This window comes from Azotobacter armeniacus (assembly GCF_054779355.1).
Map to the genome: position 1 here is coordinate 45,992 of NZ_BAAGYK010000154.1, position 14,486 is coordinate 60,477.

Genomic DNA, 14,486 nt, shown 5'->3' on the forward strand with positions numbered 1-14,486 from the left:
GATACCCGTTCCCCTGGGGAAGCGGGTGGGGTGAGGGGATAAAAACCGGGCTCGGCTCAGGCCGAGACCGCCAACTGGTACGCCGTGTACTTGCGGATGTTGATCACTCCGACGTCGAAGATCAGGTACTGGCCCTTGATGCCCTGCAGGGTCCCCTCCACCACCGGCGTCTTGTCCAGATCGAGGCTGACGATCCTATCGGGGTAGACCTCCACCGGGTAGCGGACTTCCACAGGCTCGGCATCAATCAGGGGCTGGATCGCCTGCAGGCCGAAGCGCGCCTGCAGGGCTTCGAGGCCATCCCGGCAGCTGTCGAAGAGCTGCTCGCGCACGGCCGGCAGATCGACCGGCGCGACGTCGCCCTTGAGCAGCGCGCGCCAATTGGTGCGGTCGGCGACCTGGCTGCGCAAGAGATCCTCCACCAGTCCGGACTGCTGGCGGGTAGCGACGCGCAGGATCGGCAGCGCCTGGCTGGCCCCCTGGTCGAGCCAGCGGGTCGGCACCTGGCTGGCACGGGTGATGCCAACCTTGACTCCGGAGGAGTTAGCCAGATAGACGACGTGCTCGGTCATGCAGAAGCGCTCGCCCCAGGCCGGGTCGCGGCAGGTACCGAGGGCGTGATGGCACTTTTCCGGGCTGACGATGCAACTGTCGCACTGCGGCAGCTTCTTGAAGCAGGGGTAGCAGTAACCCTGGCCGAAGCTCTTGTTGGTCTTGCGCCCGCAATGGCTGCAATGGATCGCGCCCAGGTACTCCAGGCGCAGGGGCCTGCCGATCAGCGGATTGACCGGTATTTCCTCCTCACCCAGGCGCAGGGCGTAGTACACCGGGGCGTCGAGGCGTGTCGCCATCTTGTCCAGCGCACCGCGTGCAAGCTCGGCCATCAGTGCAGGGTGTCCGAGGGCTTGAACAGCAGGTTGGGAATCGGCTCGCCGCTCGACTTGCACTTCTGCTCGCCCATGTAGCCGGTGCGCTCCTCCTCCGGCAGATTCTGGATCTCCCAGGCGATCATCGCCTGCAGACTCAGCTCCTTCTGCTCCTGGGTCAGCTTGCGGCCATCCGGCCACTTGCCGATTTCCACCGCCAGCTTGAGGCTCTGGTACATCTCCAGAGTGATGTTCTCGATCATTTTTTTGAAGGACGACATGGACAGCTCCTGCAGGATTCTGCCTGCATTCTAACCCAGAGCCGTGGGGACTGCCCCGTGCGCGGCCGCCCGGAAGATTGCCGAAAACTGGACGCCCTCCTGTGTCCCAGCGCATGAAACGCACTTTCCGGCGGGTCGATAATCACCGGCCGCGCACCGTGCGTTTTTTTGCAACGTCACTTGGCCGGATCGGGCAGCGCCAAGCCCCGATTGGCTATTTATTTACCGGACCGACTTTTTCATTTTCATCGTGAGCCATCGAACATGCTGAAGATCCTTCACCTCGCGACAGGGAGCATGGCCCTGCCGCTGTCGCTCGTTCCTACTTTCGGCAGCGACGCCCTGCCCCTCTTGCAACAGGCCAATGCCGTCTACCTGAATCTGTTCGGCCTGCTCAACCTGCTCCAGGCGCCCGGCGCCCGGCGCGTCGCCCATCCGGCGCAGCGGCTGGTCTCGGGCCTGCTGATGCTGAGCGTGCAGCTCCAGGCTCTGATCCTTCTGGTGCCGCTGGAGTATATCGGCGGACAGCCGGCCGTACTGTTCAGCCTGTCCAGCGCCGCTGCCGCCGTGCTCTTGCACCTGGGCCTCAACCTGGGCCGCCGCGCCGCGCCGCAGCAGGGCCAGCCCCAGATCAGAGAGGAGACGGACGAGCGGGAGTGGAGCGGGCGCGAAACCGGCATTGTGAAGTGGTTCAACACAACCAAGGGCTTCGGCTTCATCGCCCGCGATACCGGGGAAGATGTGTTCGTGCACTTTCGCGCCATTCGCGGCGAAGGGCCGCGGATGCTGGTCGGAGGCCAGCGGGTGGAGTTCAGCGTGACCCGGTGCGATCGGGGACTGCAGGCCGAGGACGTGGTCGCCCGTCCGCATGCCCGGCGCTGAGGGAAAGCCCGCGACCCGACGGGGTGCGGGCATGATCCTCCATCAATAGTGCGGTGGCGGCGCCCCGTCGTCCTCCACCGAGCCGAGCTCGTCGATCAGCGCCTCCTGGCGCGTGGCCAGTGCCTCCAGCTGCAGTTGCAGGCGCTCGACCACCCGCTGCTGGGCGACCAGCACATCGTTCAGCGCCTGAATCGTGTCGTCCTGGAAGGCCAGGCGGGTTTCCAGATCGTTGATGCGCGTTTCCAGGCTCATGCTCTAGTCCTCGATGAAGCGGAAGTCCCCGGTCAGCACCAGGCGCAGCTTGTCGCGAATGGCGGCAACCTGTTCGGCCGAGTATGGCTGCGCCGGATGCTGCCCCCACACGGGGGCCGGCCAAGCGGCGTCGTCGCGCCGGCGCACGATGACGTGCATGTGCAACTGGGCGACCATGTTGCCCAAGGTGGCCACGTTCATCTTGTCGGCGCCGAAGGTGTCCTTGAGAGTTTCCGCCAGTTCGGTGGTTTCCTGCCACAGGACCCGCTGGTCCTCGGCATCGAGCTGGAACAGCTCGCTGACTTCCTCCCGCCGCGGTACCAGGATGAACCAGGGATAGTGGGCATCCTTCATCAGCAGCAGACGGCATAGCGGGAAATCGCCGATTGGCAGGGTGTCTTGTTGTAAACGTGAATCCAGAGCGAACATGACCGATCTCCTTGTTCGGATTCCGAGTGGATCTTAGCAAGCTGTTGGAGAATTACCGCACCCGCTCATCACGCGAGGGTGGCAGTGCGCCGGAGCTGCGCAGCATAGCTAACGGGGAAGACGAACGGAAACCTCCAGCCCACCGAAGTGCGACTCGCCCAAGGCGATCCCGCCGCCGTGCAGCTCCACCGCCCGGCGCACGATGGACAGCCCGAGCCCGGCGCCCTGGCCATCGCCCCCCCGGAAGAAGCGCTCGAACACCTTCTCGCGCAGCGCCGGCGGGATGCCCGGACCGCTGTCCTGCACGCGCAGCAGCAGGCTGCCCGCGCCAGCCTCGAGCAGCAACCGGATGCACCCGCCCACCGGGGTGTACTGCACGGCGTTGGCGACCAGGTTCTGCACCAGGATCGCCAGGCTGGGCGCATCGCCGCGCAGCTCGTAGCCGCCCTCGCCGGAGGTTTCCAGGATCAGTTCCTGTCGCTTGGCCAGCGCCAGCGGCGTCAGCTCGGCCAGCTCGCTGCGCAGGAAGGCGGCCAGGTCGAGGCTGGCCATGTTCAGCTGCACCGCCGCCGGCTCCAGGCGGGCCAGCGCCAGCAGCTGCCCGACCACCCGGGTCGCCCGCTCGACACCCGGCTCCAGCTGGCGCAGCGCCTCGGCGCGGTCGGCCGGATCCGGCGCCTCGAGAGCGTTCTGCGCATGGATGCGCAGCACCGCCAGTGGCGTACGCAGCTCATGGGCGGCGGCGGCGAGCAGCTGGCGCTCGCGCTCCAGCAGCTGGGTGAGCTGCAGCAGCAGGCGGTTGAGCGCCGCCATCACCGGCTCCAGCTCCCGCGGCAGGGGCGCCAGCAGCAGCGGCGCCAAGTTGTTCGGATCGCGCGCCCTGATCAGCCCGACCATCCGCTCGAGCGGACGCAGCCCACAGCCGATCGCCAGCCAGACCAGCAGCGCCAGCAGCGGCAGGCCGAACAGGTCCGGCATCAGGCTGCGCTTGGCGATCTTGCCCGCCAGTTCGCCGCGCACATCCTCGCGCTCGCCCACCAGGATCCAGCGCCGGTCGGCCCGGTCGTGGAGGACGAAGACCCGCCAGCGGAACGGCTCCAGCTCCAGCAGGTGATAGCCGATCAGCCGCTCCTCGGCCAAGGCTGTCGGCACCTCCGCCAGCAGGCTGGAGAACAGGGAGTGCGTGGCGCTCGCCGAATGCAGCATCAGCCGGCCCTGCTCGTCGAACACTTGGAAGGCCAGCTTGCCCTCGTAGCGATGGCCCAGCGACAGCGCCGCATGCCCACCCGGCAGGGTCTGCATCGCCAGCGCCTCGTCGAGCATGGCCTGCACCTCCCCGCGCTCGCGTTCGAGCATTTCGCGACCGACCAGTCCGGCGAGCAGCCGGGCGGTCTGCGCCAGCTGCGCATCGAACAGTTCCTCGATCTCGTGCTGGGCATCCCGGTAGCTCTTGTAGGAGATCAGCGACAGGGACAGGGTCAGCACACCGAGGACGAGGAACAGGGTCCGGGCACGGATCGAGCGCATCAGGGCTTGTCCACCATGTAGCCGACGCCACGCACCGTGCGGATCAGCTCGGGGAAGAACTTGCGGCGCAGGTGGTGGACATGCACCTCCAGGGCGTTGCTTTCCACCTCCTCCTCCCAGCCGTAGAGTGCCTGCTGCAGCCGGTCGCGGGTCAGCACCCGGCCCGGCTGCGCCAGCAGCTCGTGCAGCAGCAGGAACTCCTTGCGCGCCAGGGCGATGTCCCGCCCCTGGTAGCTGACCGCCTGGCTCTGCGGATCGAGACGGATGCCACGGTACTCCAGGACCGGCTGCGGGCGATTGAAGCTGCGCCGCAGCAGCGCGCGCAGCCGCGCCTTCAGCTCGGCGACGTCGAACGGCTTGACCAGATAGTCGTCGGCACCGGCATCCAGCCCGGCGATGCGCTCACTGGTGGCGTCGCGCGCGGTCAGCACCAGCACCGGCAGCGGATTGCCCGCGGCGCGCAGGCGCCGCAGCAGCTCCAGGCCGTCCAGCCGCGGCAGGCCGAGATCGAGCACGCAGAGGTCGAAGCTCTCGCAGCCCAGCGCATGCAGCGCGGCGGCGCCGTCCTGCAGCCAGTCGACCGTGTAGCCCTCGGGCTTGAGCGCGGTGCGGATGCCCTCGCCCAGCGCCGCATCGTCCTCCACCAGCAGAATGCGCATATCCCGGTCGCCTCTCCCTCAGCTCATTTCAGCTCGGCGCGGACCTTGCCGAGCAGCGCCTCGACTTCCCTGTGCCGGCCGGCATCGGCGACGCCGCGGCCGGGGCGCGGCGGTGCGGCCTGCGCCTTATGCAGCGCCGCGAGCGCCTCGGGATAACGCTTCTCGCGATACAGGAAGTCAGCATAGAAGTAGTTGGGGTCGATGCCGTCAGGGTTCAGGCCCAGGGCCTGCTTGAGCAGCGTCTCGGCGCGCTCGTCGTCGCCGAAGCCGAGCGGCCAGCCCGGCACCTGGTAGTAGAGGGTGCCGAGACTGGTGTAGGCCGAGCCGTCGAGGGCCTTGGGATCGATCGCCAGGGCCTGCTCGAAGCTCGTCCGAGCCTGCTTGGCCAGATCCAGCGCACCCAGCCCACCCTTGGTTCCAGCCCAGGTACTGAGGACGATACCTCGCCAGATCAGCAGCTCGGCCGAGTTCGGCTCGCTCTTGAGCGCCATCTCGGCCTCGCCGGCGAGACGCTCGAAGGCCGCCTCCCGCTGCACCTCGGGCAGCTGGTAACTGATCTCGGCCCAGCGACTCTGCAGATGCTGCAGGTTCAGGGTGCCGGCCTCACCGAAGGCGAAGCCGGGCAGGCTGCAGACCAGCGCGCCGCCCAGCAGCAATCCGCGCAGGATGGATGTGTTCATGGGGTGCCTCGTTCGGTGGGTGTGGGATCTTCGCTCAGGACTTGCCGCGGGCAAAGCGCTGGATGACCGGCAACTGCTTGCGCAGGGCCTGGTCGACGACCCGCGGCAACAGGCTGTTGAGGCGCACGAAGAGCTTTTCCGGCCAGCCCAGGTAGAGTTCCTCCTGCTCGCGCAGGATCGCCTCGGCGAGTGCCGTGGCCACCGTCTGCGGATCGTCCATCGCCACCTTCAGCTCGTCGTTCATCGCCACCACGTTGTCGGCGTTCATGCCCGTGAGGGTCGCCCGCGGCGCGACGTAGAGCACCTTGACCTGGGTATCGGCGAGCTCGCGGCGCAGAGCCTCGGAGAAGCCGCGCACAGCGAACTTGCTGGCGCAGTAGGCCGTGAAGCCGGGATAGCCGAGGGAGCCGAAGGTCGAGCCGACGTTGACCACCAGGGCACGCGGCTGCAGGCGCAGCAGCGGCAGCAGGCGATGGGTGAGCTGCAGGGTGGCGGTGACGTTCAGCCCGATCAGGGCGGCGATGCCCTCCTCGTCATGGTCCTCCAGCAGGCTGAAGCGGTTGACCCCGGCGGCGTTGATCAGGATGTTCAGCCCGCCGAAACGCCGGGCCGCGACCAGTACTACCTGGCGTCCGTCCACCTCAGCGATGTCCGCCTGGGCGATTTCCAGCTGTGCCGGGTAGCGCTTCTGCAGGGCCTGCAGGGGCTCGAGATGGCGGCCTACCAGGAGCAGCCGGGCGCCGGCCTCGCAGAGCCGGACGATCAGCGCCTGGCCGATGCCACCACTGGCCCCGATGAGCAATCCCCGACAATCGGATAACTGCATATCCACCTCCTCAGGCGGTCAACGGTAGGCTACGGAGCAGGTCGCCATACAGGCGATAGACCACCTTCGCGGTATGTACCACCGCGACCTGGTCCTCGCCGTCCTCCAGACGCTTCATCAGCCGCTTGAACAGCTCGATGTGCTCGAGATCGAGGCTGCCGTGGGAGGTCAGATAGCTGAATGCCTGCGGCGGCAGTCCCAGGGACGCCTGGATGGACCCGGCGGCGCGGGTGGCGACGGCGACGCTGGTCCCCTCAAGCACCTGGACCATGCCGAAGAAACTCACCGGGCTGCCGCGGTTGATGCGGTCGTAGACGTAGCTGATCATCAACTCGGTGGGCAGGTTGGGCGTGGCCTTGCGCACCGCCTCGGCATCTCCGCCGCAGGCACGGATGTCGTTGAGGATCCACTCATGGTGGCCGTATTCCTCCTCAATGTACTCGGCGATCGCTTCGCGCAGCCATTCCAGCCACTCGGGCAGGCGCGCGCCGCAGGCCATCAGCAGCGGCACGGTGTGCTTGACGTGGTGGTAGGCCTGGCCGAGAAACGCCAGGTAGCTGGCCAGACTGAGCTGTCCCTGCAGAGCCTGCCCGATGAGCGGCGCCGCCAGCAGGTAGTCGCGCTCGGCTGCAGTCTGCTCTTGCAACCTCGTATGGAAATCCATGCTGTCTCCTTCAAGGGATGAGGGTGGCCAGCACATGCTCGATGGCCGCCCGGTAACGCTGAAGCAGCGCCCCCCGGCGTAGCCGGCCATTGGCGGTGGCCAGGCCGTTGGCGACGCCGAACGGCTGCTCGGCACGCAGCCAGTGGTGGACGCGGGCATAGTCCGGCAGGCCGGCGTTGACCCGTGCCACGGCCTGCGCCAGCGCCTCGTCGGTGATCTCGGCCGAGCGCGGCTGCAGCACTGCCACGTTGGCCACCTGCGCCTCGCCGTGCAGCCAGGCCTGGGCGATCGGCAACTGCTGCATCAGCTCGGCCTCGACCCATTCCGGATTGACGTTGCGCCCGAAGGCGGTGACGAACTGGTGCTTCTTGCGCCCGTGCAGGATCAGGAAGTCGCCCTCGAAGTGGCCGAGATCGCCAGTGCCCAGCCAGTCGCCGGCCGGCGCCGGCTCGCCGAGGTAGCCGAGCATCCGCGCGCCGCGAACCTCCACTTCGCCATCCTCGGCCAGGCGCACCGCCAGGTGCGCCAGCGGCCGGCCGACACTGCCGATACGGCGCTGTCCGGGGGTATTCAGGCAGACCACCGAGGCGCATTCGGACAACCCATAGCCCTCGAACACCGGCAGGCCGAGGGCCTCGGCGCGCTCCAGCAGCTGCGGCGCAACCCGCCCGCCGCCGACCGCAACGAAGCGCAGGGAATCCGGCAGCGGCTGGCCGCTTTCCAGGGCCGTAACCCAGGCCAGCAGCTGCTGCGGCAGGAGGATCAGGCTGTTCGGACGGCTGCGCTGCAATGCCCCGAGAAAGCGCGGCAGATCGAAGCGGCTGGCGCCTTCGAGGCCTACCTGGGCCAGCGCTGCCAGCTCGACCAGTGCCCCGCCCAGCAGCAGCGCATAGAGACCGGCGACGCTCTCCAGCAGGACCGCCAGCGGCAGCACGCACAAATGACGCTCGATCCCGCTTGGCCCGCAGACCTGCCAGAGGCTTGCCGCCACGCGCAACTGCAGGTCGGCATCAAGGCAAACGCCTTTCGGCTGGCCGGTGGTGCCGGAGGTGTAGGTGATCTTCACGGTCCCTGCCGGCAGCTCGGCGACCTGTTGCGGCCGACGCTGCGCGAGCTGCTCGGCCAGCGGCAGGAAGCCCAGGAGCGCATGCCGGGAGAGGTCGGCGGCGATCAGCGTATCGACGCCGGCATTGTCCAGCACATGGCGCTGCTGATCCACGGAGAAGAATCCCGGCAGGGGAATGCAGACGACACCGGCCCGCAGCGCCGCCAGATCCCACAGCACCCACTCGATGCCGTTGTCCAGCTCCAGCGACAGGCGCCGGACACCGATTCGCCGCAGATGTCCGGCTCGCTCCCCGGCCTCGTCGAGCAGCTGACGGTAATTCAGCCGACGCTCGCCCTCCTGCAAGGCCGGCCGCTCGCCATGGGCCGCCAGGATCTGCCAGAAGGACTCAACCGCAGGCGACATCGGCGATCTCCCGATACAGTGGCCGATACCCCAGGCGCTGGTAGACGCCGGAGGACTGCAGGCGCTTGTGGGTCTCGGCGACGTTCGCCGCCATGACCTCAGGATGCGTGTCGTAATAACGGCCCCAGTCAGCCAGATCCGCCCCCATGCGGGCCGGGTCCGCCGGACCCAGCTCGACCAGCGGCAGGCCCAGGCGCTGGAAGCTGTTCAGCAGCATCGCCGTCCCGGTGAAGACGACCCAGCGAAAGCCCTGCGTGCCCACCAGGTCGGTCAGCGCGGTGATCAGCAGGCGCGCCCCGCCGGGTCCCTGGGCGGCGAAATTGCCCACCTCGAGGATATCCTTGCGTGCCACTGGCAAGCCCGTGCGGTCGGTAACAACGCTCTCGATGGGCTCATCCAGATAACGCTCGAGAAACAGACCCTGCCCCCCTATGGCAGGACGCAGACCAGCCGCCGCCTGCATCTCTCCGTCCTCATCCTCGAAGCCCAGCAAACAGGGCATGAAATGATGGATGCGCGCTGCGTAGTAGTCGGCGAAGCGGGCGTGAATGAAGGCTTCCAGCTCGCGGCGACGGGTCGAGCCCGGATATGGCCTGACCAGGTGCACACTCAGCGTCCGCTGGCGCCCGATCAGTGCCAGCGGTTTGTGCTGTTCCCATGACAGCGCCATCTTGCAGACCTCAAGGGGTAGGGGATTAGGAACATTCTTGTGCCCCACCCTTAACAAACGCTTAAGCCTGTAAAAGCAGGCAAGCCGGTCTCCATCGTCCAGCGCATCGCACATCCACCGACGCCAGACCGGCTAAGCTACATTCGATTCACCGCCAAGCAATGACCGCTGCCGCTCGAAAACGACGCCCCAAGCGCACGACAGCGAATACAAATCAACAGGAGCCGCATCCCGATGCCCGCAAGGATCGGATGGAAGCTGATCGCCCTGAGCCTGGCCGCGACGGTTTTCCGGGAGGCCGTCGCCAGCCCGGCGGAGCCCGGGGGATTCGTCGAAGACGCCAGCGCCAGCCTGCTGCTGCGCAATGGCTACGTGTATCGCGACAATCAGGACGGCGTGCGGGACCAGTCCCGCTGGGCCCAGGCCTTCATCGCCACCTTCAGATCCGGTTTCAGCCAAGGCCTCCTCGGCATCGGGCTGGACGCCTACGGCCTGTTCGCCGTTCGGCTCGACACCGGCAAGAGCCGCGACGATGGCGACATTGCCTACTTCCCCACCGACAGCAACGGCAATACCGAAGAGGATCTGGGCGAGCTTGGCGTCGCCCTCAAACTGCGTTTTTCCAATACGGTACTGAGATACGGCGACCAGCTCCCCGCCTTGCCGGTGCTGTCCTACGACAGCTCCCGCCTGTTGCCGCAGACCTTCCATGGAACCCTGCTCACCAGCGAGGAGATCGACGGTCTGACCCTGCACGCCGGGCGCTTCACGGCGCAGAATGACAACAACCACAGCGGATGGGATGTGCCGGGGCGGGAACTGGAATCGATCGAGCTCGTCGGCGGCAGTTACGCATTCAGCGACCAGCTGAGCGCCGCCCTGTACTTCTCCGACATCGAGGAGGTGGCCAGGAAGCGCTATGCCAATATCGCCTGGCAATTGCCCCTGGCCGAAGAGCGCTCCCTGGAGTTCGATTTCGATTTCTACCGGACCCGTTACGAGCGGGACTACACCCAGACCGGCAAGGACGAGGACAACCGCATCTGGAGTCTGATGGTCACCTACCATTGGGGTGCCCATGCCGTCATCCTCGCCTGGCAGCGCTCCATTGGCGGCATCGAGAACCTAGACGAGAATGGCCAGCCGGTCACCCACGGTTACGATTTCGACTTCGGTGACGGTGGCGATGCCAACTATCTGGCCAACGCCTTCTATTCCGACTTCAACCGCAAGGACGAACGCTCCTGGCAGCTCAGCTACGAGCTGGACTTCGCCGACTACGGGGTGCCGGGCCTGAGCTGGAAGACCGCCTATGTCCGTGGCAGCAAGATCGACACCGGCCAGGACGGCACGGCGAGCGAGCGGGAGTTCTACAACCAGATCCAATACGTGGTGCCGGAAGGCGCAGCCAAGGACCTGTCGATCAACCTCTACGGCTCGATCTACCGCACCAGCCGCGACCTTGGCCACGATCTGAACGAGATCTGGCTGTTCGTCGAATATCCGCTCGACCTTCTCTGAAGCCCCGGACTCAGCCTCTGCGGCGCGCCCAGGCGCCGCCGATGGCGCCGGTCAGGCAGCCGGCGACCAGTCCGGCGACATGCGCGGCGTTGGCGATGGCACCCAGCCCGAGGGCGGTGACCAGGCCGGACAGGCAGACCAGCAGCCAGATCAGCATCATCACCACCACCCCCGGCGGCAGGCGATAGGCTGCATCGGGCGAGAGCCGGTGGAAGATCCAGCAGTGGCCAAGCAGGCCGTAGAGCACTCCGGACAAGCCACCAAACAGCGCCGGACCGCCAAACAGATATTGCGCGACGTTGGATGCCAGGCTGAACAGCAGGGTCAGGAGCAGCACCATCAGGGCGCCCTGGCGCGCTTCGATGCGCCGCCCCAGCTCCCAGTACCAGAGCGCATTCATCGCCAGGTGCAGCCAGCCGAAGTGGATCAGCATCGGCGTCAGCAGGCGCCACCACTGCCCGGCGGCAAGGCTTTCCGCCAGGGGAACGAAATACAGGTAGTCGCCCTGGATGTAGAACTCCTGGAAGGTCAGCCAGCCGACGGTGGCGAGATTTTCCCCAAGCAGGGTCAGGGCCGCCACCAGCAGGGTCGCGAGCAGCATCAGGGAGGTCAGCGGACTGTGGCGCAGCTGGCGGAAAATGCCGGATGCGCGGCGGGGCGGCGCCAGCATCGCCTGCGGATCGCCCTCGGGAAAGCGTGCATAGAGCAGGCTCACCTCCTGGGCCAGGCGGGCATCGGGAACCCAGAGCACCTGCTCGCCGCCATCCTCGCTGACCCGGTGCGGCACGCCCAGACGCTGCAACAGGGCGACGAAACCGCTGAGATCGATCCCCAGCGGCAGACGCAAGGCCTCAATCGCTGTATTCATGGGGAGCCTCCGGGCGCTCCACCTCGACCCAGGCGAACTTGTCGGGATCGAGTCGGGTTTCCTGGTCCAGCCGGTAGGCCACCAGCTTGCCGAACATCACCGCACTGTAGTCGAGACAAGCCAGGTTGGGACGAATCAGCGTCGGCTCTCCGCGGCGCCAGTAGTGTCCGACGAACAGCGGCGGCTGATCGGCGCCATAAGATGGGAGCTCGGTCCTGTGCGCCTGGGAAATCGGCATTTGTGCGACGAGCTCGGGCAAGGCGTCCGGCTGGAAGACGATATCGCCGTAGGTCAGCGGTTCGTCCGCCCAGAACTTGGTACGGAAGGTCTCGCGGGTGAGACCGTCCCGCCCGGTCAGCGTCATGCCGTGGGGCAGGCGCATGTTGATGCCGCGCAGCAGGCGTTCGAAGACCTGGTGGGCAAAACTGTCGGGCAGCGCAGAGTCCTTCAGGAAAGGCTCGTCGATCCGTCCATCCGGGTATTGCCGGCGCAACGGCTCGATCAGGCTGGCATCCCAGCAGGCATGCACGACCCGGAAACGGCCGGCGTCGATGAACAGTGGCAGCTCGTAGAACCAACCGAGGAAGGCATGCCAGTCGCCCGGGTGGTTGGCGAGCTGCGTCAGCGTCTCGTGGATCAGGTGCTCGTTGCGCACGGTGTGTTCGCGCACGTACTGTTGGCCGCTGCCGGCCGGCGCCTCGGTGGACCAGCCCAGCAGGTTGTACTCGTGGTTGCCCATAACGCACAGCGCCTGACCAGCCTCGACCATGTCGTGCACCAGATGCAGGGCCTCGCGGATGCACGGGCCGCGGTCGACGATGTCGCCGACGAACAGCGCCAGCCGCCACGGATGGCGCCATACACCGCCCTGGCGCCGATAGCCAAGGCGTTCGAGCAGGGCCTCCAGGCTATGGCCGCAGCCATGTATGTCGCCGATCAGGTCGTAACTGCGTAGCGGATCCACTAGCATTAGCTGCCACCGCCCAGACGGCTGCCCCAGCCCAACTTGGTCCGGCACACCTCGTAGTAGTTGTGGTCCAGCGGGTGGATCAACTGCAGCCGCTGCGGCTTCTTGCTGATGGTGACTATGTCGCCGGGCGAACAGGTGAAATGGTTCTGCCCATCGCAGGAAATCTGGGGGTAGATGTCCATCTTCGGCGACACCACGATCTTCAGCTCGCTGTTACCGGCGACCACGATCGGCCGGCTCGACAGGGTGTGCGGATACATGGGCACGATGACGATGGCGTCCAGCTTGGGATGCATGATCGGCCCGCCGGCCGACAGGGCGTAGGCGGTGGAGCCGGTCGGTGAGGAGACGATCAGACCGTCGGACTTCTGGCTGCAGACGAACTGCCCGTCGATGTACAGCTCGAACTCGATCATCCGCGTCGACTTGCCCGGGTGCAGCACCACGTCGTTCAGCGCATCGCCCTGACCGATCGGCTCCAGCTTGCGGCGCACCTGGGCTTCCAGCAGGAAGCGGCTTTCCACGGTGTACTGGCCGTCGAGCACCTCGGCGACCCTGGTCTCCAGCTCGTCGGGACGGATGTCGGTGAGAAAACCCAGGCTGCCGCGGTTGATGCCCAGTACCGGTATCTTGTAGCGGGCCAGGGCGCGCGCCGCGCCGAGCATGCTGCCGTCGCCGCCGACGACAATGACCATGTCGCAGACCTCGCCCAGCTGCTTGCGCGAGGACACCTGCAGACCATGCCCGGGCAGGAGTTCGGCAATACCTTCGTCGAGAATCACATGCAGGTGTCGGTCAAGGAGAAACTTCTTCAGTCGGCGGATGGTGTCCACCACCTGGGTGCTACCCAGGCGACCAATGATGCCAATATTGCGAAAGTGCTCCATGGGGCTCCTGCGGGGGGCTGCGATTACAGGCAAGAGGCGATTATGCGGGAAAGCTGGGCAGAGCGGCAAACCACCCCCAACGGGGGGGAAACGGGGCCTTTCGGCAGCCTCGCCGATCTCCCTGCGCGCCTTCGCCAGCCCCCGGTACGCGACCTGGCCTGGACCCTGCTGTCGCCGCCCCTGCTCTCCGCCACTCCCTGGCCGCAGCGCCATCCGCTGGCGGCCAGCCACTGGGCGCGCGACCCGGCCGGCCTGGCCGACTGGCTGCAGGCGCTGGATGCCTGCAGCACTCCGCTGGACGCCTGGCTGGCGCAGCACCCGACGCGCCGCCTGGGCCTCTACTACGAGCGGCTCTGGCAGTTCGCCCTGAACAGCGCGCCGGGGGTCCGCCTGCTCGCCGCCAACCTGCCGATTCGCTTGGGCAGCAGCACTTTGGGTGAGCTGGACCTGCTGCTGCAGGATGCCGAAGGGGTACATCACCTGGAACTGGCGATCAAGCTCTATCTCGGGCCGGCAGGAAGCGCTGGCCACCATCCGGCCCGGTGGATCGGCCCCGGCCGGCATGACCGGCTCGACCTCAAGCTGGAACGCCTCGGCCGGCATCAGCTACCGCTATCGAGCAGTCCGGCGGCACAGGTCATCCTAAACCAGCTCGGCATCGCCGACCTGCAGGCCAGCGGCTGGCTCGGCGGCTATCTGTTCTATCCCTGGCCGGATGGCTGCCCGTCCCCCGACGGCGCCAATCCGGCGCACCTGCGCGGTCGCTGGCTAGCCCGACGCGACTGGCTGGACTTTCTGGCCAGCGGTCCCGCTGGTCACTGGCAACCCCTGCCCCGCCACGCCTGGCTAGCTCCGGTCCGCTTCGAGATGGCGGATCTCTGGACACGGGAGACTCTGCAAGCCTGGTACGCGAGGCTGGAGCCTGAAGCACCGGCACAATTGCTGGCCCGGCTGATCGTGGGCGAAACCGGCGAGTGGCTCGAGGCGGAGCGGGTATTTCTGGTTGGCGATAGCTGGCCGGACGCCCCCTAGC

At 66.8% G+C, this 14,486-nt stretch carries 17 protein-coding genes; 3 read left to right on the plus strand and 14 right to left on the minus strand.

The window, feature by feature from the left end; genetic code table 11:
* Window positions 1–56: 56 nt before the first annotated feature.
* Together ACYVD0_RS19995 and ACYVD0_RS20000 are read right to left on the minus strand one after the other, a co-directional pair.
* Entirely contained in the window at window positions 57–884 is an 828-nt protein-coding gene (locus tag ACYVD0_RS19995) for a DUF2797 domain-containing protein (RefSeq protein ID WP_460428423.1), read from the minus strand.
* Window positions 884–1,147 carry a YeaC family protein gene (locus ACYVD0_RS20000; RefSeq protein ID WP_460428424.1) on the minus strand — a complete coding sequence of 88 codons (264 nt, stop codon included), beginning with the start codon at window positions 1,145–1,147 and terminating at the stop codon, window positions 884–886. Before ACYVD0_RS20000 ends, ACYVD0_RS19995 begins: the two co-directional genes overlap by 1 nt.
* A gap of 264 nt (window positions 1,148–1,411) precedes the next feature.
* Between ACYVD0_RS20000 and ACYVD0_RS20005 the strand changes: the two genes are divergently transcribed.
* Window positions 1,412–2,029, plus strand: a complete 618-nt coding sequence (locus tag ACYVD0_RS20005; RefSeq protein ID WP_460428425.1) for a cold-shock protein — start codon at window positions 1,412–1,414, stop codon at window positions 2,027–2,029.
* 42 nt (window positions 2,030–2,071) lie between these two features.
* Here ACYVD0_RS20005 and ACYVD0_RS20010 read toward each other — a convergent pair whose 3' ends face one another.
* The 9 genes from ACYVD0_RS20010 to ACYVD0_RS20050 form a co-directional block, all read right to left on the minus strand.
* Complete coding sequence (locus ACYVD0_RS20010; protein WP_460428426.1) at window positions 2,072–2,281, minus strand: SlyX family protein; 210 nt, start codon at window positions 2,279–2,281, stop codon at window positions 2,072–2,074.
* 3 nt (window positions 2,282–2,284) lie between these two features.
* Window positions 2,285–2,710 (minus strand): HIT family protein, encoded by a 426-nt coding sequence (locus ACYVD0_RS20015; RefSeq protein WP_460428427.1) that lies wholly within the window; start codon window positions 2,708–2,710, stop codon window positions 2,285–2,287.
* A 108-nt stretch (window positions 2,711–2,818) separates the two neighbouring features.
* Window positions 2,819–4,237 (minus strand): sensor histidine kinase family protein, encoded by a 1,419-nt coding sequence (locus ACYVD0_RS20020; protein ID WP_460428428.1) that lies wholly within the window; start codon window positions 4,235–4,237, stop codon window positions 2,819–2,821.
* Complete coding sequence (locus ACYVD0_RS20025; protein ID WP_460428429.1) at window positions 4,237–4,896, minus strand: response regulator transcription factor family protein; 660 nt, start codon at window positions 4,894–4,896, stop codon at window positions 4,237–4,239. Before ACYVD0_RS20025 ends, ACYVD0_RS20020 begins: the two co-directional genes overlap by 1 nt.
* A gap of 23 nt (window positions 4,897–4,919) precedes the next feature.
* Complete coding sequence (locus ACYVD0_RS20030; RefSeq protein ID WP_460428430.1) at window positions 4,920–5,576, minus strand: tetratricopeptide repeat protein; 657 nt, start codon at window positions 5,574–5,576, stop codon at window positions 4,920–4,922.
* 34 nt (window positions 5,577–5,610) lie between these two features.
* The gene (locus ACYVD0_RS20035; protein WP_460428431.1) at window positions 5,611–6,402 is read right to left on the minus strand and encodes an SDR family oxidoreductase; all 792 of its coding nucleotides are present in this window, start codon (window positions 6,400–6,402) and stop codon (window positions 5,611–5,613) included.
* Window positions 6,403–6,412: 10 nt separating this feature from the next.
* On the minus strand, window positions 6,413–7,066 hold the full coding sequence (locus ACYVD0_RS20040; protein ID WP_460428432.1) for a TenA family transcriptional regulator: 654 nt from the start codon (window positions 7,064–7,066) through the stop codon (window positions 6,413–6,415).
* 10 nt (window positions 7,067–7,076) lie between these two features.
* Entirely contained in the window at window positions 7,077–8,537 is a 1,461-nt protein-coding gene (locus ACYVD0_RS20045) for an acyl-CoA synthetase family protein (protein WP_460428433.1), read from the minus strand.
* Window positions 8,521–9,207: a thermostable hemolysin gene (locus tag ACYVD0_RS20050; protein ID WP_460428434.1), complete on the minus strand. Its 687-nt coding sequence runs from the start codon at window positions 9,205–9,207 to the stop codon at window positions 8,521–8,523. Before ACYVD0_RS20050 ends, ACYVD0_RS20045 begins: the two co-directional genes overlap by 17 nt.
* A 234-nt stretch (window positions 9,208–9,441) precedes the next feature.
* Here ACYVD0_RS20050 and ACYVD0_RS20055 point away from each other — a divergent pair, with 234 nt between their 5' ends.
* Window positions 9,442–10,728, plus strand: a complete 1,287-nt coding sequence (locus ACYVD0_RS20055; RefSeq protein WP_460428435.1) for an OprD family outer membrane porin — start codon at window positions 9,442–9,444, stop codon at window positions 10,726–10,728.
* Window positions 10,729–10,738: 10 nt separating this feature from the next.
* Here ACYVD0_RS20055 and ACYVD0_RS20060 read toward each other — a convergent pair whose 3' ends face one another.
* From ACYVD0_RS20060 to ACYVD0_RS20070, 3 genes are read right to left on the minus strand one after another with little or no spacing between them, the layout of a single operon-like run.
* On the minus strand, window positions 10,739–11,596 hold the full coding sequence (locus ACYVD0_RS20060; protein ID WP_460428436.1) for a rhomboid family intramembrane serine protease: 858 nt from the start codon (window positions 11,594–11,596) through the stop codon (window positions 10,739–10,741).
* Complete coding sequence (locus ACYVD0_RS20065) at window positions 11,580–12,566, minus strand: metallophosphoesterase family protein (RefSeq protein WP_460428437.1); 987 nt, start codon at window positions 12,564–12,566, stop codon at window positions 11,580–11,582. The genes ACYVD0_RS20060 and ACYVD0_RS20065 overlap by 17 nt, the downstream gene beginning before the upstream one ends.
* The gene (locus ACYVD0_RS20070) at window positions 12,566–13,453 is read right to left on the minus strand and encodes an NAD kinase (RefSeq protein WP_460428438.1); all 888 of its coding nucleotides are present in this window, start codon (window positions 13,451–13,453) and stop codon (window positions 12,566–12,568) included. Before ACYVD0_RS20070 ends, ACYVD0_RS20065 begins: the two co-directional genes overlap by 1 nt.
* A gap of 42 nt (window positions 13,454–13,495) precedes the next feature.
* Between ACYVD0_RS20070 and ACYVD0_RS20075 the strand changes: the two genes are divergently transcribed.
* Window positions 13,496–14,485, plus strand: coding sequence for a DUF1853 family protein (locus ACYVD0_RS20075; RefSeq protein WP_460428439.1), 990 nt, complete (start codon window positions 13,496–13,498; stop codon window positions 14,483–14,485).
* Window position 14,486: the final 1 nt, after the last annotated feature.

Coding starts and splice junctions, on each gene's coding strand:
- ACYVD0_RS20055 (WP_460428435.1), top strand. CDS start 9,442: ATGCCCGCAAGGATCGGATGGAAGCTGATCGCCCTGAGCCTGGCCGCG.
- ACYVD0_RS20045 (WP_460428433.1), bottom strand. CDS start 8,537: ATGTCGCCTGCGGTTGAGTCCTTCTGGCAGATCCTGGCGGCCCATGGC.
- ACYVD0_RS20060 (WP_460428436.1), bottom strand. CDS start 11,596: ATGAATACAGCGATTGAGGCCTTGCGTCTGCCGCTGGGGATCGATCTC.
- ACYVD0_RS20070 (WP_460428438.1), bottom strand. CDS start 13,453: ATGGAGCACTTTCGCAATATTGGCATCATTGGTCGCCTGGGTAGCACC.
- ACYVD0_RS19995 (WP_460428423.1), bottom strand. CDS start 884: ATGGCCGAGCTTGCACGCGGTGCGCTGGACAAGATGGCGACACGCCTC.
- ACYVD0_RS20025 (WP_460428429.1), bottom strand. CDS start 4,896: ATGCGCATTCTGCTGGTGGAGGACGATGCGGCGCTGGGCGAGGGCATC.
- ACYVD0_RS20040 (WP_460428432.1), bottom strand. CDS start 7,066: ATGGATTTCCATACGAGGTTGCAAGAGCAGACTGCAGCCGAGCGCGAC.
- ACYVD0_RS20020 (WP_460428428.1), bottom strand. CDS start 4,237: ATGCGCTCGATCCGTGCCCGGACCCTGTTCCTCGTCCTCGGTGTGCTG.
- ACYVD0_RS20000 (WP_460428424.1), bottom strand. CDS start 1,147: ATGTCGTCCTTCAAAAAAATGATCGAGAACATCACTCTGGAGATGTAC.
- ACYVD0_RS20035 (WP_460428431.1), bottom strand. CDS start 6,402: ATGCAGTTATCCGATTGTCGGGGATTGCTCATCGGGGCCAGTGGTGGC.
- ACYVD0_RS20075 (WP_460428439.1), top strand. CDS start 13,496: ATGCGGGAAAGCTGGGCAGAGCGGCAAACCACCCCCAACGGGGGGGAA.
- ACYVD0_RS20065 (WP_460428437.1), bottom strand. CDS start 12,566: ATGCTAGTGGATCCGCTACGCAGTTACGACCTGATCGGCGACATACAT.
- ACYVD0_RS20010 (WP_460428426.1), bottom strand. CDS start 2,281: ATGAGCCTGGAAACGCGCATCAACGATCTGGAAACCCGCCTGGCCTTC.
- ACYVD0_RS20015 (WP_460428427.1), bottom strand. CDS start 2,710: ATGTTCGCTCTGGATTCACGTTTACAACAAGACACCCTGCCAATCGGC.
- ACYVD0_RS20050 (WP_460428434.1), bottom strand. CDS start 9,207: ATGGCGCTGTCATGGGAACAGCACAAACCGCTGGCACTGATCGGGCGC.
- ACYVD0_RS20005 (WP_460428425.1), top strand. CDS start 1,412: ATGCTGAAGATCCTTCACCTCGCGACAGGGAGCATGGCCCTGCCGCTG.
- ACYVD0_RS20030 (WP_460428430.1), bottom strand. CDS start 5,576: ATGAACACATCCATCCTGCGCGGATTGCTGCTGGGCGGCGCGCTGGTC.